At 41.3% G+C, this 15,673-nt stretch carries 13 protein-coding genes, 1 tRNA gene and 1 pseudogene; 8 read left to right on the forward strand and 7 right to left on the reverse strand.

Annotated elements, in window-relative coordinates; genetic code table 11:
* The 3 genes from J655_RS21895 to J655_RS21905 form a co-directional block, all read left to right on the forward strand.
* Positions 1-407, forward strand: a 407-nt coding sequence (locus tag J655_RS21895) for a bifunctional ornithine acetyltransferase/N-acetylglutamate synthase (protein ID WP_032053131.1), incomplete at its 5' end; no start/stop codon positions are given.
* 144 nt (positions 408-551) lie between these two features.
* The gene (gene nadA / locus J655_RS21900; RefSeq protein ID WP_002115913.1) at positions 552-1,616 is read left to right on the forward strand and encodes a quinolinate synthase NadA; all 1,065 of its coding nucleotides are present in this window, start codon (positions 552-554) and stop codon (positions 1,614-1,616) included.
* Positions 1,617-1,758: 142 nt separating this feature from the next.
* Positions 1,759-1,835: transfer RNA gene (locus tag J655_RS21905), tRNA-Pro, on the forward strand.
* A 246-nt stretch (positions 1,836-2,081) separates the two neighbouring features.
* On the opposite strand, the gene add is transcribed toward J655_RS21905, so the two are convergent.
* Entirely contained in the window at positions 2,082-3,077 is a 996-nt protein-coding gene (add, locus tag J655_RS21910; protein ID WP_032053133.1) for an adenosine deaminase, read from the reverse strand.
* A 403-nt stretch (positions 3,078-3,480) separates the two neighbouring features.
* On the opposite strand from add, the gene J655_RS21915 reads away from it, so the two are divergent.
* Positions 3,481-4,656: a zinc-binding dehydrogenase gene (locus J655_RS21915; protein WP_005071199.1), complete on the forward strand. Its 1,176-nt coding sequence runs from the start codon at positions 3,481-3,483 to the stop codon at positions 4,654-4,656.
* Positions 4,657-4,758: 102 nt separating this feature from the next.
* On the opposite strand, the gene J655_RS21920 is transcribed toward J655_RS21915, so the two are convergent.
* Complete coding sequence (locus J655_RS21920) at positions 4,759-5,706, reverse strand: LysR substrate-binding domain-containing protein (protein WP_032053135.1); 948 nt, start codon at positions 5,704-5,706, stop codon at positions 4,759-4,761.
* A 245-nt stretch (positions 5,707-5,951) separates the two neighbouring features.
* Between J655_RS21920 and J655_RS21925 the strand changes: the two genes are divergently transcribed.
* The 3 genes from J655_RS21925 to J655_RS21935 all read left to right on the forward strand — a co-directional run bounded on the left by J655_RS21925 (position 5,952) and on the right by J655_RS21935 (position 10,003).
* Positions 5,952-7,172, forward strand: a complete 1,221-nt coding sequence (locus J655_RS21925; protein ID WP_005071193.1) for an acyl-CoA dehydrogenase — start codon at positions 5,952-5,954, stop codon at positions 7,170-7,172.
* Between the two features lie 225 nt (positions 7,173-7,397).
* Positions 7,398-8,744 carry an MFS transporter gene (locus J655_RS21930; protein WP_032053137.1) on the forward strand — a complete coding sequence of 449 codons (1,347 nt, stop codon included), beginning with the start codon at positions 7,398-7,400 and terminating at the stop codon, positions 8,742-8,744.
* Positions 8,745-8,773: 29 nt separating this feature from the next.
* Entirely contained in the window at positions 8,774-10,003 is a 1,230-nt protein-coding gene (locus J655_RS21935; RefSeq protein ID WP_032053139.1) for a CaiB/BaiF CoA transferase family protein, read from the forward strand.
* A gap of 85 nt (positions 10,004-10,088) precedes the next feature.
* Here J655_RS21935 and J655_RS21940 read toward each other — a convergent pair whose 3' ends face one another.
* Together J655_RS21940 and J655_RS21945 are read right to left on the reverse strand one after the other, a co-directional pair.
* Entirely contained in the window at positions 10,089-10,748 is a 660-nt protein-coding gene (locus J655_RS21940) for a VOC family protein (RefSeq protein ID WP_032053141.1), read from the reverse strand.
* 14 nt (positions 10,749-10,762) lie between these two features.
* Complete coding sequence (locus J655_RS21945; RefSeq protein ID WP_032048087.1) at positions 10,763-11,311, reverse strand: TetR/AcrR family transcriptional regulator; 549 nt, start codon at positions 11,309-11,311, stop codon at positions 10,763-10,765.
* Between the two features lie 98 nt (positions 11,312-11,409).
* Between J655_RS21945 and J655_RS21950 the strand changes: the two genes are divergently transcribed.
* Complete coding sequence (locus J655_RS21950) at positions 11,410-11,943, forward strand: HPP family protein (protein WP_032053143.1); 534 nt, start codon at positions 11,410-11,412, stop codon at positions 11,941-11,943.
* Between the two features lie 78 nt (positions 11,944-12,021).
* Here the strand turns inward: J655_RS21950 and tcuB are convergent, their stop codons facing one another.
* The 3 genes and pseudogenes from tcuB to J655_RS21965 form a co-directional block, all read right to left on the reverse strand.
* Positions 12,022-13,155 (reverse strand): tricarballylate utilization 4Fe-4S protein TcuB, encoded by a 1,134-nt coding sequence (gene tcuB / locus J655_RS21955; protein ID WP_032053145.1) that lies wholly within the window; start codon positions 13,153-13,155, stop codon positions 12,022-12,024.
* A pseudogene (tcuA, locus tag J655_RS21960) lies at positions 13,145-14,550 on the reverse strand (FAD-dependent tricarballylate dehydrogenase TcuA). Before tcuA ends, tcuB begins: the two are co-directional and overlap by 11 nt.
* Before the next feature lie 103 nt (positions 14,551-14,653).
* Positions 14,654-15,583, reverse strand: coding sequence for a LysR family transcriptional regulator (locus tag J655_RS21965; protein ID WP_032053147.1), 930 nt, complete (start codon positions 15,581-15,583; stop codon positions 14,654-14,656).
* Positions 15,584-15,673: the final 90 nt, after the last annotated feature.

Here is a 15,673-nt window from a genome sequence, read left to right on the forward strand (position 1 = left end):
TTGTCCGTGATGGTGAAGGTGCGACGAAATTTATTACTGTTGCTGTAGAAGGCGGCGCAAATACTCAAGAATGTTGTGACATTGCATATAGCATTGCGCATTCACCACTTGTCAAAACTGCACTCTTTGCATCGGACCCGAACTGGGGACGTATTTTAGCTGCGATTGGCTATGCAGGGGTTAAAGACTTAGACGTGTCTAAAATTCAAGTGTGGTTAGACGATGTACAAATCTGTAAAGATGGTGGCGCAGCTGAGGAATATACCGAAGAAGCGGGTGCGCGTGTTATGGCTCAAACCGAAATTACCATTCGTGTTGATTTAGGACGTGGTCAGGCCAAAGACACGGTATATACCTGTGACTTATCTTACGACTATGTCAAAATTAATGCTGATTACCGTTCTTAAATATCAGTTATAATCAAGCCTCGACAAAGAGGCTTTTTTATTAGCCCCATCTTTTGATATTAAATGATTCAATCCGTAAATCATTTAAGCAGTAACGTTATATGCGAGCAGGTATGCCAGCATGAAGGATAGAGAAGACGTTTTATGAGTGATGCGACTTTAATTGCCAACGATGCAAAAAACATTGTACAAGCGCATTTAGACCGTTTAGGTGAGCCAAAAGACAATCGCTTAAGTGAAGAAGCAAAACAACAAAAGTTTGCACAGATCGAAGCAGAGCTCAAAAAACGTGATGCTGTCCTTGTTGCTCATTACTATTGCGACCCTGAAGTACAAGAACTTGCCGAAAAAACAGGTGGATGCGTTTCTGACTCTTTAGAAATGGCCCGTTTCGGACGAGATCATGCTGCCTCAACACTGGTTGTTGCTGGGGTCAAATTTATGGGAGAAACAGCAAAAATTCTGTCTCCTGAAAAAACAATTTTAATGCCGACACTTGAAGCAACCTGCTCACTAGATTTGGGCTGTCCTGTCGATGAGTTCACGGCATTTTGTGATCAGCACCCTGACCATACCGTAGTTGTTTATGCCAACACATCGGCTGCTGTTAAAGCACGTGCCGATTGGGTTGTGACTTCGAGCTGTGCTGTTGAAATTGTTGAACATCTAGACAGCTTAGGCGAAAAAATTATTTGGGCGCCAGATCAGCACTTAGGTCGCTATATCCAAAAGAAAACTGGTGCAGATATGTTGCTTTGGGATGGGGCATGTATTGTGCATGAAGAATTCCGTGCACGTGGCATTGCCAACATGAAAGCACTGTACCCAGACGCTGCTGTATTAGTACATCCAGAATCGCCAGAATCGGTTGTAGAAATTGCAGATGCGGTAGGTAGTACTTCTCAACTCATTAAAGCTGCGCAGACTTTACCAAACGAAAGACTCATTGTGGCAACTGACCGCGGTATTTTCTACAAAATGCAGCAAGCAGTACCCAATAAGATTTTAGTTGAAGCGCCAACAGCGGGTGAGGGGGCAACTTGTCGTTCATGTGCCCACTGTCCGTGGATGGCAATGAATGAACTCGACGGAATTTTAGAAGTTTTACAAAAAGGTGATCAGGAAATACACGTTGATCCAGCACTTGCTGAACGTGCCAAAATGCCTTTAGATCGAATGTTAGCCTTTAGTGCATCGTTAAAACGTTAAAAAACCTCAAAATGCTTGTTAAATATACATTTGATAAGGATTTTTAACTTTTTTTGAGAATAGGTGTTGACGTCTGAGGGCGTCACGCCTAGAATGCACACCGTACCGCACGATGTGCGATACAGCAAAAGCTGAGATAGATCGGAGCATAGCACAGCCTGGTAGTGCACCTGGTTTGGGACCAGGGGGTCGTAGGTTCGAATCCTACTGCTCCGACCATATTTGAAAGCGTTCAAGCTTTGAAAATATCCCAAATATTGAAAAGAATTTCTTCTAGTCTTACAGGTGGAAGGAATTTTTTTGTTTTTATATATTTAAATTTTAATTCAAACGTCTCCAATATTTGAGCTTGTTTAAATAAGCTCTGTTCTCTGTTCTCTGTTCTCTGTTCTCTGTTCTCTGTTCTCTGTTCTCTGTTCTCTGTTCTCTGTTCTCTGTTCTCTGTTCTCTGTTCTCTGTTCTCTGTTATTGATATTTCTGCCTTAACTCATCTTTTTCTTGTTCTGATAAAAATGCGATTTTTAGGCCGTTTTTTTGAGCTGTATAAATTTGCTCAGGGCTTAAACCTGCCAGTGGGGCAGCAGTTAAATATTCATGTTGTATCTCAATGCCTTCTACCGCTGGGTCATCTGTATTAATGGTGGCAAGCACACCATGTTCTAAAAAAGTCTTTAATGGGTGCTCTGCTAAAGAAGGCACTGTGTTGGTTTGAATATTTGAGGTGAGACAAGATTCAATACCAATCTGGTGTTTTGCTAAATAATCTAAAAGTTTTAAATCTTGAACCGCTTTAACACCATGCCCAATTCGTTCAGCACCTAATTCTTCAATGGCTTGCCAAATACTTTCTGGGCCGGCAGCTTCACCTGCATGTACCGTAATGTGCCAACCTGCATCACGCGCTTTTTTAAAGTGATCAATAAATAAATTACCTGGAAAACCAAGCTCATCTCCAGCGAGATCCAACGCTTTAATATCATTTTTATGGGCAAGTAGAGCATTTAATTCTATTTCACAGGCTTCCTGACCAAAAGTACGGCTCATAATGCCAATTAAATTCGCTTTTACCCCATATGCCTGACTGCCTTCTTTTACGCCAGCAATAACTGCTTCAACAACGCCTTCAAGTGGAAGTTGATGAGTCATTCCCATATAACCCGGTGAAAAACGTAACTCTACATAGTCTAGGCCTTGGTGTGCTGCATCTTGCATATTTTCAAATGCAATACGCTTACAGGCATCTAAACTGGCTAATACTTTTACGCCCCAATCGAGCTTAGATAAAAAACTTAATAAGTCAGGTTGGTTATCCATAACTTGTACGTGTGGTCGTAAAGATTCAATGTCGTAAGCAGGCAAATCTAGATTGTATTGTTGCCCCAATTCTAAAATGGTTTGAATGCGGATGTTGCCATCAAGATGGCGGTGTATATCTGTAAGTGGAAGTGTTTTTGTAATCATGGATTTCTTCTTGTCTGTTACTATTAATTCATCATGCCTGTTTAAGACTGCTGATAAAAGTTTGGATTTGCTATGTTTTTGTGAAAAGCGTTGAGTTGAGTTTTTTGAACTTACTATATTTGTATAAGTTTTAATTTTGATGACGTTGTTCTGGCCTAAGAAGACAACGCAGTCTGTGTAAGATACAAGCACCAAGATTTTTATTGTTTTTAATTTCGCTGAGCCTGTTTTTTGGTTGACTCTTCAAGAGTGGATTGGCTGAAGAATGGTCATTGGTATTTTGCCTTTTACTTGTAAAGATGAATAAAGGCTTGCTAAAGACCAAACTGATAAAGCGATTAATTTATCTGTAGAAATCTATTTCTGGCAAGTAAATGAAAAAGAAGAAATAGGAAGCGCTCAAATGAAGTCGGTACTTTGTCATCAAGCAACATTGCAAGTCGTGGACCAACCGAACTTAACGCCTGCAAAAGGGCAGGTTTTATTGGAAGTGGTGCGATGTGGGATCTGTGGTTCAGATTTACATATGCAACACCACTGCGACCACATGCATGATTTGGCTGCACGTGTCGGGTTTAATGGTTTAGCCAAGTCTACAGATCCGTTTGTATTGGGACATGAGTTTTGCGGTAAGGTTTTAGACTATGGCCCAAAAACACGTCATAAATTTAAAGCGGATACACTCGTTTGCGCAATGCCGCTTTTAAATGTAGATCAGCATGGTTATTTGTCTACAGGGCTTTCACCAAATGCTTCGGGCGGTTATGCTGAGCAGGTACTTGCTCAGTCGAGCTTGATGTTTGAAGTACCCAACGGTCTAGATGCCGATAGTGCTGCCATGACTGAACCAATGGCAGTTGCATTGCATGCTGTTCGCCGTAGCCGTGTGAAAACTGGTGAACCTGCGATTGTGATTGGCTGCGGTCCTGTTGGGCTAGGTGTCATATTAATGCTTAAAGCGGCTGGGGTTAAAACTGTAGTTGCCAGTGATTTTTCACCAAACCGCCGTAAGCTTGCCGAGCAATGTGGTGCGGATATTGTGGTAGACCCTAAAGAGACATCGCCATTTGCCAACTGGAAAGAGTTTGGTTTGCTTGGCAATGTTTCTGATGCAATTAACATGGGTATGGGGCTGTTTGATAAGTTACAAGCAACTCGCTTACCGTGGTGGCATGGATGGCGCATGATTGACAAATTAGGCGCTCTACCAAAACGTCCTGTTATTTTTGAGTGTGTAGGCGTACCGGGTGTTTTGCAGCAAATTATTGAAGGTGCACCTTTGTTTTCCCGAATTGTTGGGGTGGGTGTCTGCATGCAAAGTGACAAAATCGAACCAGCACTTGCGATTAATAAAGAGTTAGAAATTCAGTTCGTGTTGGGCTATACACCGCTTGAGTTTCGAGATGCGCTACACATGATTGCAGAAGGTAAAGTGAATTGCTCACCGCTCATTACCGGTGTTGTTGGCCTAGAAGGGGTTACGAGTGCATTTGAAGCATTACGTGATCCTGAACAGCATGCCAAAATCTTGATTGATCCGAAGCGTAGTGGTTCAGATATTCAATTGATGAGTCATTAATTCAAAGTCATTTACGCTTAACTAAAAAGATTGTGATCTCATCAATCACAATCTTTTTTTGAGTATAGTTCGCAATATTGAGTATAAATAAAACCTGCTGAGCTAATTTGTATTGCTCTTTAGTTGTTCTAGTTCTTGGTAAATCCACTCAACAAATTTTTGAATAGTCGGTGAGATATCTTGGCTCGAATGAATGAGATAGTACTTTCGGCTGCCTTTTAGTTTCTTATTGGAAACAATCACCAGTTCCTTTTTTTGTAGTTCAGACTCAATCAACATTTGTGGAATTAGAGCCATTCCCATGTCATGACTGGCGGCAACCGCAAGCATTGAAAATAACTCATGGCGTTGTCCATCAAAAGGTTTCGGGTGCTGCATCTGATGGGTTAGAAACCATTCTTGCCAAATGCTAGGCCGAGTGGTTTGTTGTAGTAGGGGGATTTTCAGTAAATCTTCCGAGCTTAAATCATAGGTATTTTCATTAATCATCAAAGCATCTGGAAAATACTTCTCGATGAGCCTTGGTGAGCACACAGGTACAATTTCTTCATCCATTAAATAATGCGCTTGTATGCCGGGCCAGTGGTCAATTTGCTGCTGCGTACCTGCAAAAATTGCAGCGTCAAAAATATTGTCATTAAATAAAAAAGGCTTGGTACTGGTTTCTAAGTGAACTGTAATTTCAGGGTGTTTTTGATTTAAAAGATGGAGCTTGGGTAATAGCCAGCGTGTTGCAAAGGTAGGAACTACACCTAATTTTAGTGTGCCACCTAAACCTTTATGAGAAATCACATCGGCCGTACATTTCTCTAGACCTAATAGGTAGGGCTTAATACTTTTAAAATACTGCTGACCTGCAATGGTGAGTTCAACGCCATGCCGAGTACGTATAAAGAGTTCAACCCCTAGGAAATCTTCTAACTGCTGAATTTGGCGAGAGACGGCGCTTTGAGTAATACATAGCTCTTGCGCAGCATAGGTATAACTTAGATGTTTTGCTGCACTTTCAAAGCAAATCAGGCCCTGAATAGACGGGATACTTCTTCGCATAAATAAATCCTTTTATTTGTCATCATATTTCAAAACAGCATATGACCTAAATGCAGATATCTGAGTTTAGTATAAAAATAAGCCATTTTTAATGAAATACAACGAATTAAATATCTAAATTTAATACCTCTTATTTTAAATATGCGTAATTCGCATATCTGCATGAACATTTATCGTTTGATTACTGCATTTTTCACGCATAACATCGAGTTAAATAAAGAAGATCAAATCAAGCAGAGGATGCGATGAATCACATGGTGACAACAAAAAAAGCAAAAGTTCAATTTAACTGGCAAGACCCATTTTTAATTGAACAACAGCTTACCGAAGATGAGCGCATGATTCGTGATGCTGCTCACGCCTATTGCCAAGAACGTTTGCAACCACGTGTACTTGAACAATTTCGTCATGAAACAACAGATCCATCTATTTTCCGTGAAATGGGAGAGCTAGGCTTACTGGGTCCAACCATTCCTGAGCAATATGGCGGCGCGGGGTTGAACTATGTGAGTTACGGTTTGGTTGCACGTGAAATTGAATATGTCGATTCGGGTTACCGCTCTATGGCGAGCGTGCAAAGCTCATTGGTCATGGTTCCGATTCATGAATTTGGTACCGAAGAGCAAAAGCAAAAGTATTTACCTAAACTTGCCACGGGTGAATACATCGGCTGTTTTGGTTTGACTGAACCTGACCATGGCTCAGACCCAGGCAGTATGATTACTCGTGCTAAAAAAGTTGACGGTGGTTACCGTTTAAGTGGCGCAAAAATGTGGATTACCAACAGTCCAATTGCCGATGTATTTGTGGTCTGGGCAAAAGAAGTTTCTGCTGAAGGTAATGTGGGTGATATTCGAGGCTTTATTTTAGAAAAGGGTTGGGAAGGGCTATCTGCGCCTGCCATTCATGGCAAGGTTGGTTTACGTGCATCGATTACAGGTGAAATTGTAATGGATAACGTTTTTGTACCTGAAGAAAATGCGTTCCCTGAAATTCGAGGTTTAAAAGGCCCATTTACCTGTCTAAATAGCGCCCGCTATGGCATTGCATGGGGCGCAATGGGTGCTGCCGAGTTCTGCTGGCATACTGCACATCAATACACCATGGACCGCAAACAATTTGGTCGTCCGTTGGCTGCAAATCAGTTGATTCAAAAGAAACTGGCAGATATGCAAACTGAAATTGCATTAGGCTTGCAAGTAGCTTTACGTTTTGGCCGTATGAAAGATGAAGGCATTGCGTCAGTTGAAGGCACATCTCTAATTAAGCGCAACAATTGTGGAAAGGCGCTCGATATTGCTCGTATGGCGCGTGACATGATGGGTGGAAATGGGATTAGCGACGAGTTTGGCGTAGCACGTCATTTGGTTAACCTTGAAGTCGTAAATACCTATGAAGGCACACATGACGTTCATGCCTTAATTTTAGGTCGTGCACAAACGGGTATCGCAGCATTTAGTAACTAACTCATTAATTTTTAAAAGATAGAGGTGTTCTTTCGAGAGCGCCTTTAGGGATTTTTACGCAAAAATTTATGGAAAATGACAAGATTCATCGTAAGGATACTCATGTAAAGAAGGGCTTCTGTGTACTTAAAATTAACGTAAGATGATGAAAATATAGAAGATTAAGTTATACAGAAAACATAAGTAAGCTACCGATGACTCATTTGGGAAAATGAGGAACGAAAGATGAACAATGATGTTCAAGTAATATCGAAAGAGTTAAGAACCACATTTCCAAGTAACCTTGGAACATATGAAAAGATTGGCCCTCATACATGGAAATGGGCGTTGTTATTTGCCTATTTTGCGATGGTGGTCGATGGCATTGATATTATGCTGCTGTCTTATAGCTTGACCAGTTTAAAGGCAGAGTTTGGTTTAAGTACCTTTCAGGCAGGTGCCTTAGGTAGTGCTTCTTTGGCGGGTATGGGTATTGGCGGGATTTTGGGTGGTTGGGCATGTGATAAGTTTGGTCGCGTACGAACCATTGCCAACTCAGTAACCTTCTTTTCTGTAGCGACTTGCTTATTGGGTTTTACGCAAAGCTTCGAGCAATTTATGGCTCTACGTTTTATTGGTGCTTTAGGAATCGGAGCACTCTATATGGCTTGTAATACCTTAATGGCTGAATATGTGCCAACCACGTACCGGACAACGGTCTTGGGCACGCTACAGACGGGTCAGACCGTAGGTTATATTGCAGCGACACTCTTAGCTGGCGCAATTATTCCAGATCATGGCTGGCGTGTTTTATTCTTCCTGACCGTGGTGCCTGCTTTCGTTAATATTTTCCTGCAACGCTTTGTGCCAGAGCCAAAATCTTGGCAGCTCACCAAAATTGAAAGCTTACAAGGCGATAGACAACCAAAAGAAATGGTCGTGGCTGAAAAGCCTAAAAGTGGCAGTATTTATAAGCAAATTTTTAATAACTTTAAGCACCGTAAGATGTTTCTGTTGTGGATGACCACAGCATTCTTCTTACAGTTTGGTTATTACGGCATTAACAACTGGATGCCAAGTTATTTAGAAACAGAAGTGCATATGAACTTTAAAAACTTAACCAGTTATATGGTGGGTTCATATACAGCAATGATTCTAGGAAAAATTTTAGCGGGTTATCTTGCAGACAAATTTAACCGCCGTGCTGTTTTTGTGTTTGGAACAATAGCCAGCGCCGTGTTCTTGCCAATCATTATTTTCTTCAATACCCCTGACAATATTTTGTATTTATTGATCACTTTTGGCTTCTTATATGGCATTCCATATGGTGTAAATGCGACTTATATGGCTGAAAGTTTTTCAACCGATGTGCGCGGAACAGCCATTGGCGGTGCTTATAACATTGGTCGTGTCGGGGCAGCGATTGCCCCAGCCACGATTGGTTTCTTAGCATCGGGCGGGACGTTTACCATGGCCTTTATTGTGATGGGCGCTGCATATTTTGTTGCGGGTGTATTGCCAGGCTTATTTATTAAAGATCGTCAGTACGATCCGCAAAAAACAATCATAAACAATGACAGGGAGGTACGTTGAGTGCCTTCTAAAAAGATAAGGGTATCGTTATGGGTGCATTACAAGGAATTCGGGTTTTAGATTTAAGTCGTGTGCTTGCAGGGCCATGGTGCGGGCAAATCTTGGCAGACCTTGGCGCGGAAGTGATTAAAATTGAACGTCCTCGAGTAGGTGATGACACCCGTATGTGGGGGCCACCATGGATGCCCGATCAAGATGGAAACATGACCCGTGAATCTGGTTATTTCCAGTGTACGAATCGCAATAAATATTCGGTTGCGGTAGACATAACTACCCCCGAAGGTCGAGCCTTAATTTATGAAATTGCCAAGACTGCCGATGTCGTCATTGAAAATTATAAGACAGGGTCTTTGGCTAAATATGGTTTGGACTACGCGTCATTAAGTGAGCTAAACCCAAATATTATTTATTGCTCGATTACGGGTTTTGGACAAGATGGTCCACGTGCAGAAGAACCCGGCTATGATTTTATTATTCAGGGTATGTCTGGCTTAATGAGCATTACTGGTGAGCCTGATGATGTGGTAGGCGGTGGTGCACAAAAGGTTGGAGTGGCTGTTGTAGATATTCAAACTGGTCTATATTCCACCATTGCCATTCAAGCTGCCTTGATTGCACGTTCGCACACGGGACGCGGTCAGTATATTGATATGTCACTCCTTGATGTACAGGTCGCGGCACTAGCAAATCAGGGAATGAACTATTTAGCTTCGGGTAAAGCCCCACAGCGCATGGGTAATCAACACCCAAGTATTGTGCCATATCAAACTTTTAAGGCTAAAGATAAAGAATTTATTATTGCTTGCGGTAACGACAAACAGTTTAAAGATTTGTGTATTGCGATTGGTTATCCAGAGTTACTCGAAAATGAAAAGTTTGTCCGTAACCAAGACCGCGTCAAATATCGAGATGAACTAATTCCTTTATTGTCGGAGCACTTTTTGCAAAAAACTGCCAAAGAATGGGTTGAGATGATTCATGCGCTTAAAGTGCCAGTAGGTGTTATCAATTCTATTGAAGAAGCTTTGGCTGAACCACAAATCGTGCATCGCAACTTGGTGGTTAATATTCCTCATCGTTTAAATGAAAACTTCCAAACCATTGGCTCACCCATCAAACTGTCTGATACTCCAGTTGAATATCATCATGCACCGCCAGAACTTGGTGAACATACTGCTCAAATCTTATCGAGATTTAAAACAGCAGAGGAGCTGGCTACGTTAAAAGAGAAAGGCATTATTGATGGGAAAATTGCTTAAGCTATTGCCGCTTTTAATGTGATTCAATTTAAATGAAAACTGTGATTCGCAATAAATCACAGTTTCTCATTAGAAAATAAGACTCTTAATATTTAAAAATAAGCGGCAGCTCTGGTCTGAAATCATGAATCATTCCTTGAGGTTTATGATCAAAACTAATTTCCATTAAATGCTCCGGTCCATCGGTGACTTCAAAATTATCAAGTGTATTGAACAGTAATGAAGTAGGATGCTGCTTAAGGTTTGGAATAGAAACCTTAATCGCGGTGATTTCTGATAAATCTTTGCTATGCACAAGTGGTTGTTGTTTGTCTTTTACAGCAAGGTCTGGTCGTGAAGCAAATGAAAGGAAGAACCACATCGGTTCAGATACAACAGCATCTTTGGCAACATTTACTTCTAAGCTGGCTGGTAAATAGCTTGGCTTGTACACCCAGTTAGGAAATTTTGCACCGTTATCATCTTTATTTTTAGGGCGAAAACAAATACCAAAAGGGGACGCGATATTATTTTGAGTACTTAGTCGTTCAAAAAGCAGAGTCGGTTTGGTGAGATCACTTGAAGCTTCTTCTGGATTATTTAAAAAGATTAATTCGATAAAGCTATTTTTAAAGAAAAAGCGTCTGTTTTCTGTACCTTGACCCGGGTGCTTGTTGGATGAACCTTCTGTTAGACCGAATTTTTTTAAAGTTTCAGCTTCGGGAGCGCCTGATTGTACACAAATAAAAATATGGTCCACTTCCATTTTAAGTTCTCATACTAATGTTGATGAATATTAAATAATTGATTAATAGAATTTTTCATGTTTATCGCAAGTGTTTCATCGAAACCATCGACTAAAAAGCGGCTAATTAATCCTTCAATCACCGTATAGATCAGCTCAGATAAAGCTTCACCATTCGGTATATTGCAGTTTTGCGCAATCAATACTTTAATCCATTGTTTATGGGCTTTAGAAATAGAAATAATGTCTTGATCATCTTGGTTAGATTCAGCGACCGCTCTTACAAATAAACAGCCTTTAAAAAAATCTTGTCTAAACCAATTGGTGTGCCAATCCAGAATTTTATTAATGGCTTCTAACCCTGTTGCATCTCCCACATAGCCCAAAAGGCTTTGCTTGAATCGCTCATCACGTGCAACGAGCACAGACTTAACCAGTTGATTTTTATTTTTATAGTACGTGTACATGGTGGTTTTAGAGCAGCCAGATTCATCGCGAATCAGGTCAACGCCAACCCCGACAAAACTATTTTCATTAAATAACTTCTCGGCTGTATCTAATATTTTTAAGGCAGATTTTGACATGTGTCTTTTCCAAAAAATAAAATAGTACAGATCTGTACTATTTGAAATTTTATCTATATGCTTTTTGAAAAGCAAATTTTTGTTTGAGGAAAAAAACCATGTTCTCGATCTTTTATGGCAAAGAAAAACTGGCTCCATCGCCCAATAAAGTTGATGTCTTAAGAAGCCTTGTTGGGGGGACGCTCAGTATTTTTATACTGTTGTGGTTGAGTAAGCTCACACACAATGTTTTTATCATGGCGCCGTTTGGGGCAACCTGTGTATTGCTCTATACCGTGTCGCAGTCACCTTTGGCACAGCCCAGAAATATTATATTTGGACATCTTATTTCGGCTTTCGTGGGTTTGTTTTTTCTAAAATTTATCGGCGTTTCCATTTTTACAATTGCTTTTTCCGTGGGCTGTGCAATTGCGCTCATGCAAGTGTTTAAATGTGTTCATCCACCTGCTGGAGCGAATCCTTTGGTTATTTTACTCACCGCAAGAAGCATACATTATGAGTGGAATTTCTTAATTTTCCCTGTTTTGGTCGGTGCAGTGTCTTTAGTTTTAGTGGCGATGCTCATTAATAATATTAAAGCGAGTACGAAGTGGCCGATGTATGGCTTAGGAATTTTAAATAGTAAAAAGTAGGGACGGTATGAAATGTTTTGAGCTTAAAAATAATAAAAGTATTCACTATGCCAATATAGTGAATACTTTTGAATAAAATTATGACTTCTTAGAAATACGTTCTTCGATGGCAAATTTGAGTAAAGAAGCACTGCGGTAAAAACCATGTGCGAACTTTCCAAATGGCATGGTAATAAAGAATGTCATGACTGTGGCTAAATGGAAAATCAGTAAAAGTGCCATGTAAGGAGTATTGCGAAATGCCATGAGTGCTAACCCTGAAGCGCTAACGATAAGTAGAAGGAAAATAAAGCTTCGATCTACAGGTTTTTGCTCACGGTCACCATGCAACGGATGACGTTTAAGATTTAAATAGAGCAGGCCAGATGGTCCAACAACTAAGCCAATTCCACCCAAAGTGCCTAAAATCACAGGTAAGCTTAGGTAAGGATAAGGTGCGTGTAGGTCAAGAAAATAGTGATATAAAGTCGCTACACCCGTAGCTGCAAAGCAGAGCATAAAGCCATAAAAAGTCAGGTGATGGAACACACGGCGGATTTGTGTGTAACGATCATCTTGCTCATTACAGCCTTTACCATGACCGCCATCTAAATATTTAAGCGTTAATACATTTTGAGTGGCTTGAACCAGATCGGGTTTCTCAACTTTGCCATGAATGACTTTAGAGGTTTGTCGCCAGAATTTGCTAATTCCAATGCCGAGCAAAACAATCGCAACTGTAAAGGTCGCTCCAAATAATAGAGCTAAAAAGTTATGCGGGAAAATCGCATAGAAATTACCTTGATAACCTGCAAATAAGTCAGTGCCTTTCCACCACACTACGGCTAACATGCAAAAAAAGAAAATAAGTGTTAACACCGAGACAAAAGGAATACCTACAGACTTATAAAGTCGACCTAAAGGCTGAGGGGTCGCAAATTGTTGGTAAGTTTCTAAACGTACTTGTGCCATCGCTTTAGGAATGTTTACGCCAAATTCATGCGGTGGGGCATATTGGCAAGCGTGTAAACACGCACCACAGTTATGGCACAGGTTTGCTAAGTAATGGATATCGGCTTGGTTAAACTCAAGGCGTTTGGTCATCGCTGCAAAAACTGCGCAAAATGACTCACAGTAGCGACAAGCATTACAAATCTGTAGGGCTCTTTGGACTTCTTGCTCGTGGTCTGAGAGCTGAACAACTGGAATTAGGGCTTTGCTATTAGCATTCATGTTCAACTCCTTGTGAAAGTGCATAGCGGGCGGCATTTTTTCCGGCAATTCGCCCAAATGTCGTTCCGATCGACATACCAACGCCCGCGGTATAACCCTGACCAAGTACGTTACCTGCCATCATTTCACCTGCGACAAACAGGTTGTGGCTTGGCTTATTGTTAAAACGTACAGCAGCATCGTCTTCGACTTTTAAACCTAAATAGGTAAAGGTAATGCCGGGTTTAAGGGCATAGGCATAGAAGGGTGGCTGGTCAAGAGGAACGGCCCAATGAGTTTTATTGGGAACAATATTTTCGGTGGTACAGCATCTAAAACAGTATGGTTAAAGGTGCCTTGCACACAGGCTTGATTAAATTCTTCTACGGTATGGCATAAGGTTTTTGCATCCAGCCCGATTTTTTCGGCTAACTCTTGAATGCTATTTGCTTTTACACCAGCAAATACAGGTGGCATAAAGCGACCAATCGCTTTTGAATCAATAATCGAATAAGCAATTTGCTGGGGTTGTTTAGCAACAAGACGGCCCCAAATCGCATAACGTTTTGGCCAAAAGTCTTCGCCTTCATCATAAAAACGTTCAGCTTTGTTATTGACCACAATTCCCAAGGAAACGCAGTCAATACGAGTACAAATACCACCGTCATATAAGGGTGCGCGTGCATCTACGGCGACACAGTGCGATTGCGATGGGTCACCAATAATATCGGCGCCTTGATCTATCATAAATTTAAGCAAGTTGCCTTGATTAAAGCGGGTACCACGAATAATGAAATTATCGGCAGGCCATTCGCCGTTTTCATTTTGTCCCCATGCTTCTCTTAACCATTCAAGATTTGACTCAAAACCACCTGCGGCCAAGACACAGCTTTTGGCTTTAAACACACGGCCATCTTCCGCAATTGCGGCTTCAAAGTGTCCTTGGTTTAACTTTAGATCTTTAATTTTTGTGTTGTATAAAATTTCGATGCCAAGTTCTTGGGCACTACGGTAGTACGCATTAATGAGGGCTTTACCGCCGCCCATAAAAAATGCATTGGTACGTGCAACATGCAAAGCACCCGATAGCGGTGGCTGAAAATTCACACCATGTTTACGCATCCAGTCGCGGCAGGTTGCAGTGCTACGAATGACCAGACGAGCTAAATGTTCATTGGTTTTGCCCGCAGTCACTTTAAGTAGGTCTTGCCAATATTCTTCTTCGGGATAGGCATCGACCAATACATCTTGAGGAGCATCATGCATGCAGCGAAGGTTACGAGTGTGTTGTGAGTTACCACCGCGCCATTCTTTAGGTGCTGCTTCTAGCACAAGCACAGAAGCGCCACTTTCTTTTGCCGTGAGCGCGGCACACAGTGCGGCATTCCCACCACCAATTACAATCACATCATGCATGGATTTCTCCCTTTCTCAGCTAGGGCTAATGTAGCTTTAAAAGGGAAGGCGAAGTGAGAGGCTAGGCTTGAATGGGTGTTTAGTAAAAATAAACACTAACAGCTTAAGTGTTTATGAGTTTCGCACCGGGCCAGCGCTTTTCATTAATCAAGTTTGCTACACAGGCACGAATCACCACTTTCGTAGCTAAGGTGGCAGGCGAGAGTTCTTCTTCAGAGAGACTAATTAAATAGTTAATACGCTCAATGGCAGGTTCTACAACGCGTAGCAAACACAAGTCTTGCCTTGAGTTTAACGATGCACCCGCAGGTTGAATGGTTGCCATTTCCAGTTGACTGATGCTTTCCATTAACAAATGTAGTCCATCAATTTCATAAGCCACTTTAAGCTGATGAATTTTCTGTTCGAGCAATAAACGCAGTCCATGTCGTTGACTCGGTAAAATCAGAGGAAGTTCTTTAAGCTGCGAATGAGTAATGGTCTGAGTATCGATACAGCTTTCAAGATGGTATTCACTCAGCACTTCTTTAGGTGAGATTAAAAACATCTGTTCTTTGACTAAAGGCTGTATGGCCCACTGTGGGTCGACATCGTCACTGAAGATGATGGCAACATCGAGCTGCCTTGCATTAACTAATGCCTTGAGGTCACCCGATAACCCTTCAATTAAACGGACTTTAATGTCGGGATAGCGGTTTCTCATGAGTTTTAAAAAGTGCGTGCCAATAACAGCCGCAACACTTGGCGAAAAACCTACGGTGACGTGACCACTTAAACGCGAAGAATGCGCAGAGTCTACGGCATGGTCTAGGTGTCTAAGTGCCAGTTGCACTTGTTGAAAAAAAGCTAAGCCCGCAGGGGTGGGAACTGTACCCAAAGCGGTGCGTTGTAAAAGGCGAATAGAAAGCTCGCTTTCTAATTTTGAGATTTGCTGGCTTAATGCAGAAGTTCCAATATCGAGATTTTTTGCAGCTTTACCCAAGCTCCCTGACTCGATCACTGCAATAAAATACTTTAATTGTTTGAGTTCCACGGCAAATACTACATTAACCTTTATCGATTAATTCTACACTGGTTTGTCGCTATAGTTTTTACTCTATTGCTTTGAGTAAACTGGCAATAG

It is taken from the genome of Acinetobacter sp. 1294243 (genome assembly GCF_000588015.1).
Classification (GTDB): Bacteria; Pseudomonadota; Gammaproteobacteria; order Pseudomonadales; family Moraxellaceae; genus Acinetobacter; species Acinetobacter pittii.

What these genes read in the sequence shown, in the direction of transcription:
- J655_RS21930 (WP_032053137.1), top strand. Translation starts at nt 7,398, where the DNA reads ATGAACAATGATGTTCAAGTAATATCGAAAGAGTTAAGAACCACATTT.
- J655_RS21945 (WP_032048087.1), bottom strand. Translation starts at nt 11,311, where the DNA reads ATGTCAAAATCTGCCTTAAAAATATTAGATACAGCCGAGAAGTTATTT.
- J655_RS21920 (WP_032053135.1), bottom strand. Translation starts at nt 5,706, where the DNA reads ATGCGAAGAAGTATCCCGTCTATTCAGGGCCTGATTTGCTTTGAAAGT.
- J655_RS21915 (WP_005071199.1), top strand. Translation starts at nt 3,481, where the DNA reads ATGAAGTCGGTACTTTGTCATCAAGCAACATTGCAAGTCGTGGACCAA.
- J655_RS21950 (WP_032053143.1), top strand. Translation starts at nt 11,410, where the DNA reads ATGTTCTCGATCTTTTATGGCAAAGAAAAACTGGCTCCATCGCCCAAT.
- nadA (WP_002115913.1), top strand. Translation starts at nt 552, where the DNA reads ATGAGTGATGCGACTTTAATTGCCAACGATGCAAAAAACATTGTACAA.
- J655_RS21935 (WP_032053139.1), top strand. Translation starts at nt 8,774, where the DNA reads ATGGGTGCATTACAAGGAATTCGGGTTTTAGATTTAAGTCGTGTGCTT.
- add (WP_032053133.1), bottom strand. Translation starts at nt 3,077, where the DNA reads ATGATTACAAAAACACTTCCACTTACAGATATACACCGCCATCTTGAT.
- tcuB (WP_032053145.1), bottom strand. Translation starts at nt 13,155, where the DNA reads ATGAATGCTAATAGCAAAGCCCTAATTCCAGTTGTTCAGCTCTCAGAC.
- J655_RS21925 (WP_005071193.1), top strand. Translation starts at nt 5,952, where the DNA reads ATGAATCACATGGTGACAACAAAAAAAGCAAAAGTTCAATTTAACTGG.
- J655_RS21940 (WP_032053141.1), bottom strand. Translation starts at nt 10,748, where the DNA reads ATGGAAGTGGACCATATTTTTATTTGTGTACAATCAGGCGCTCCCGAA.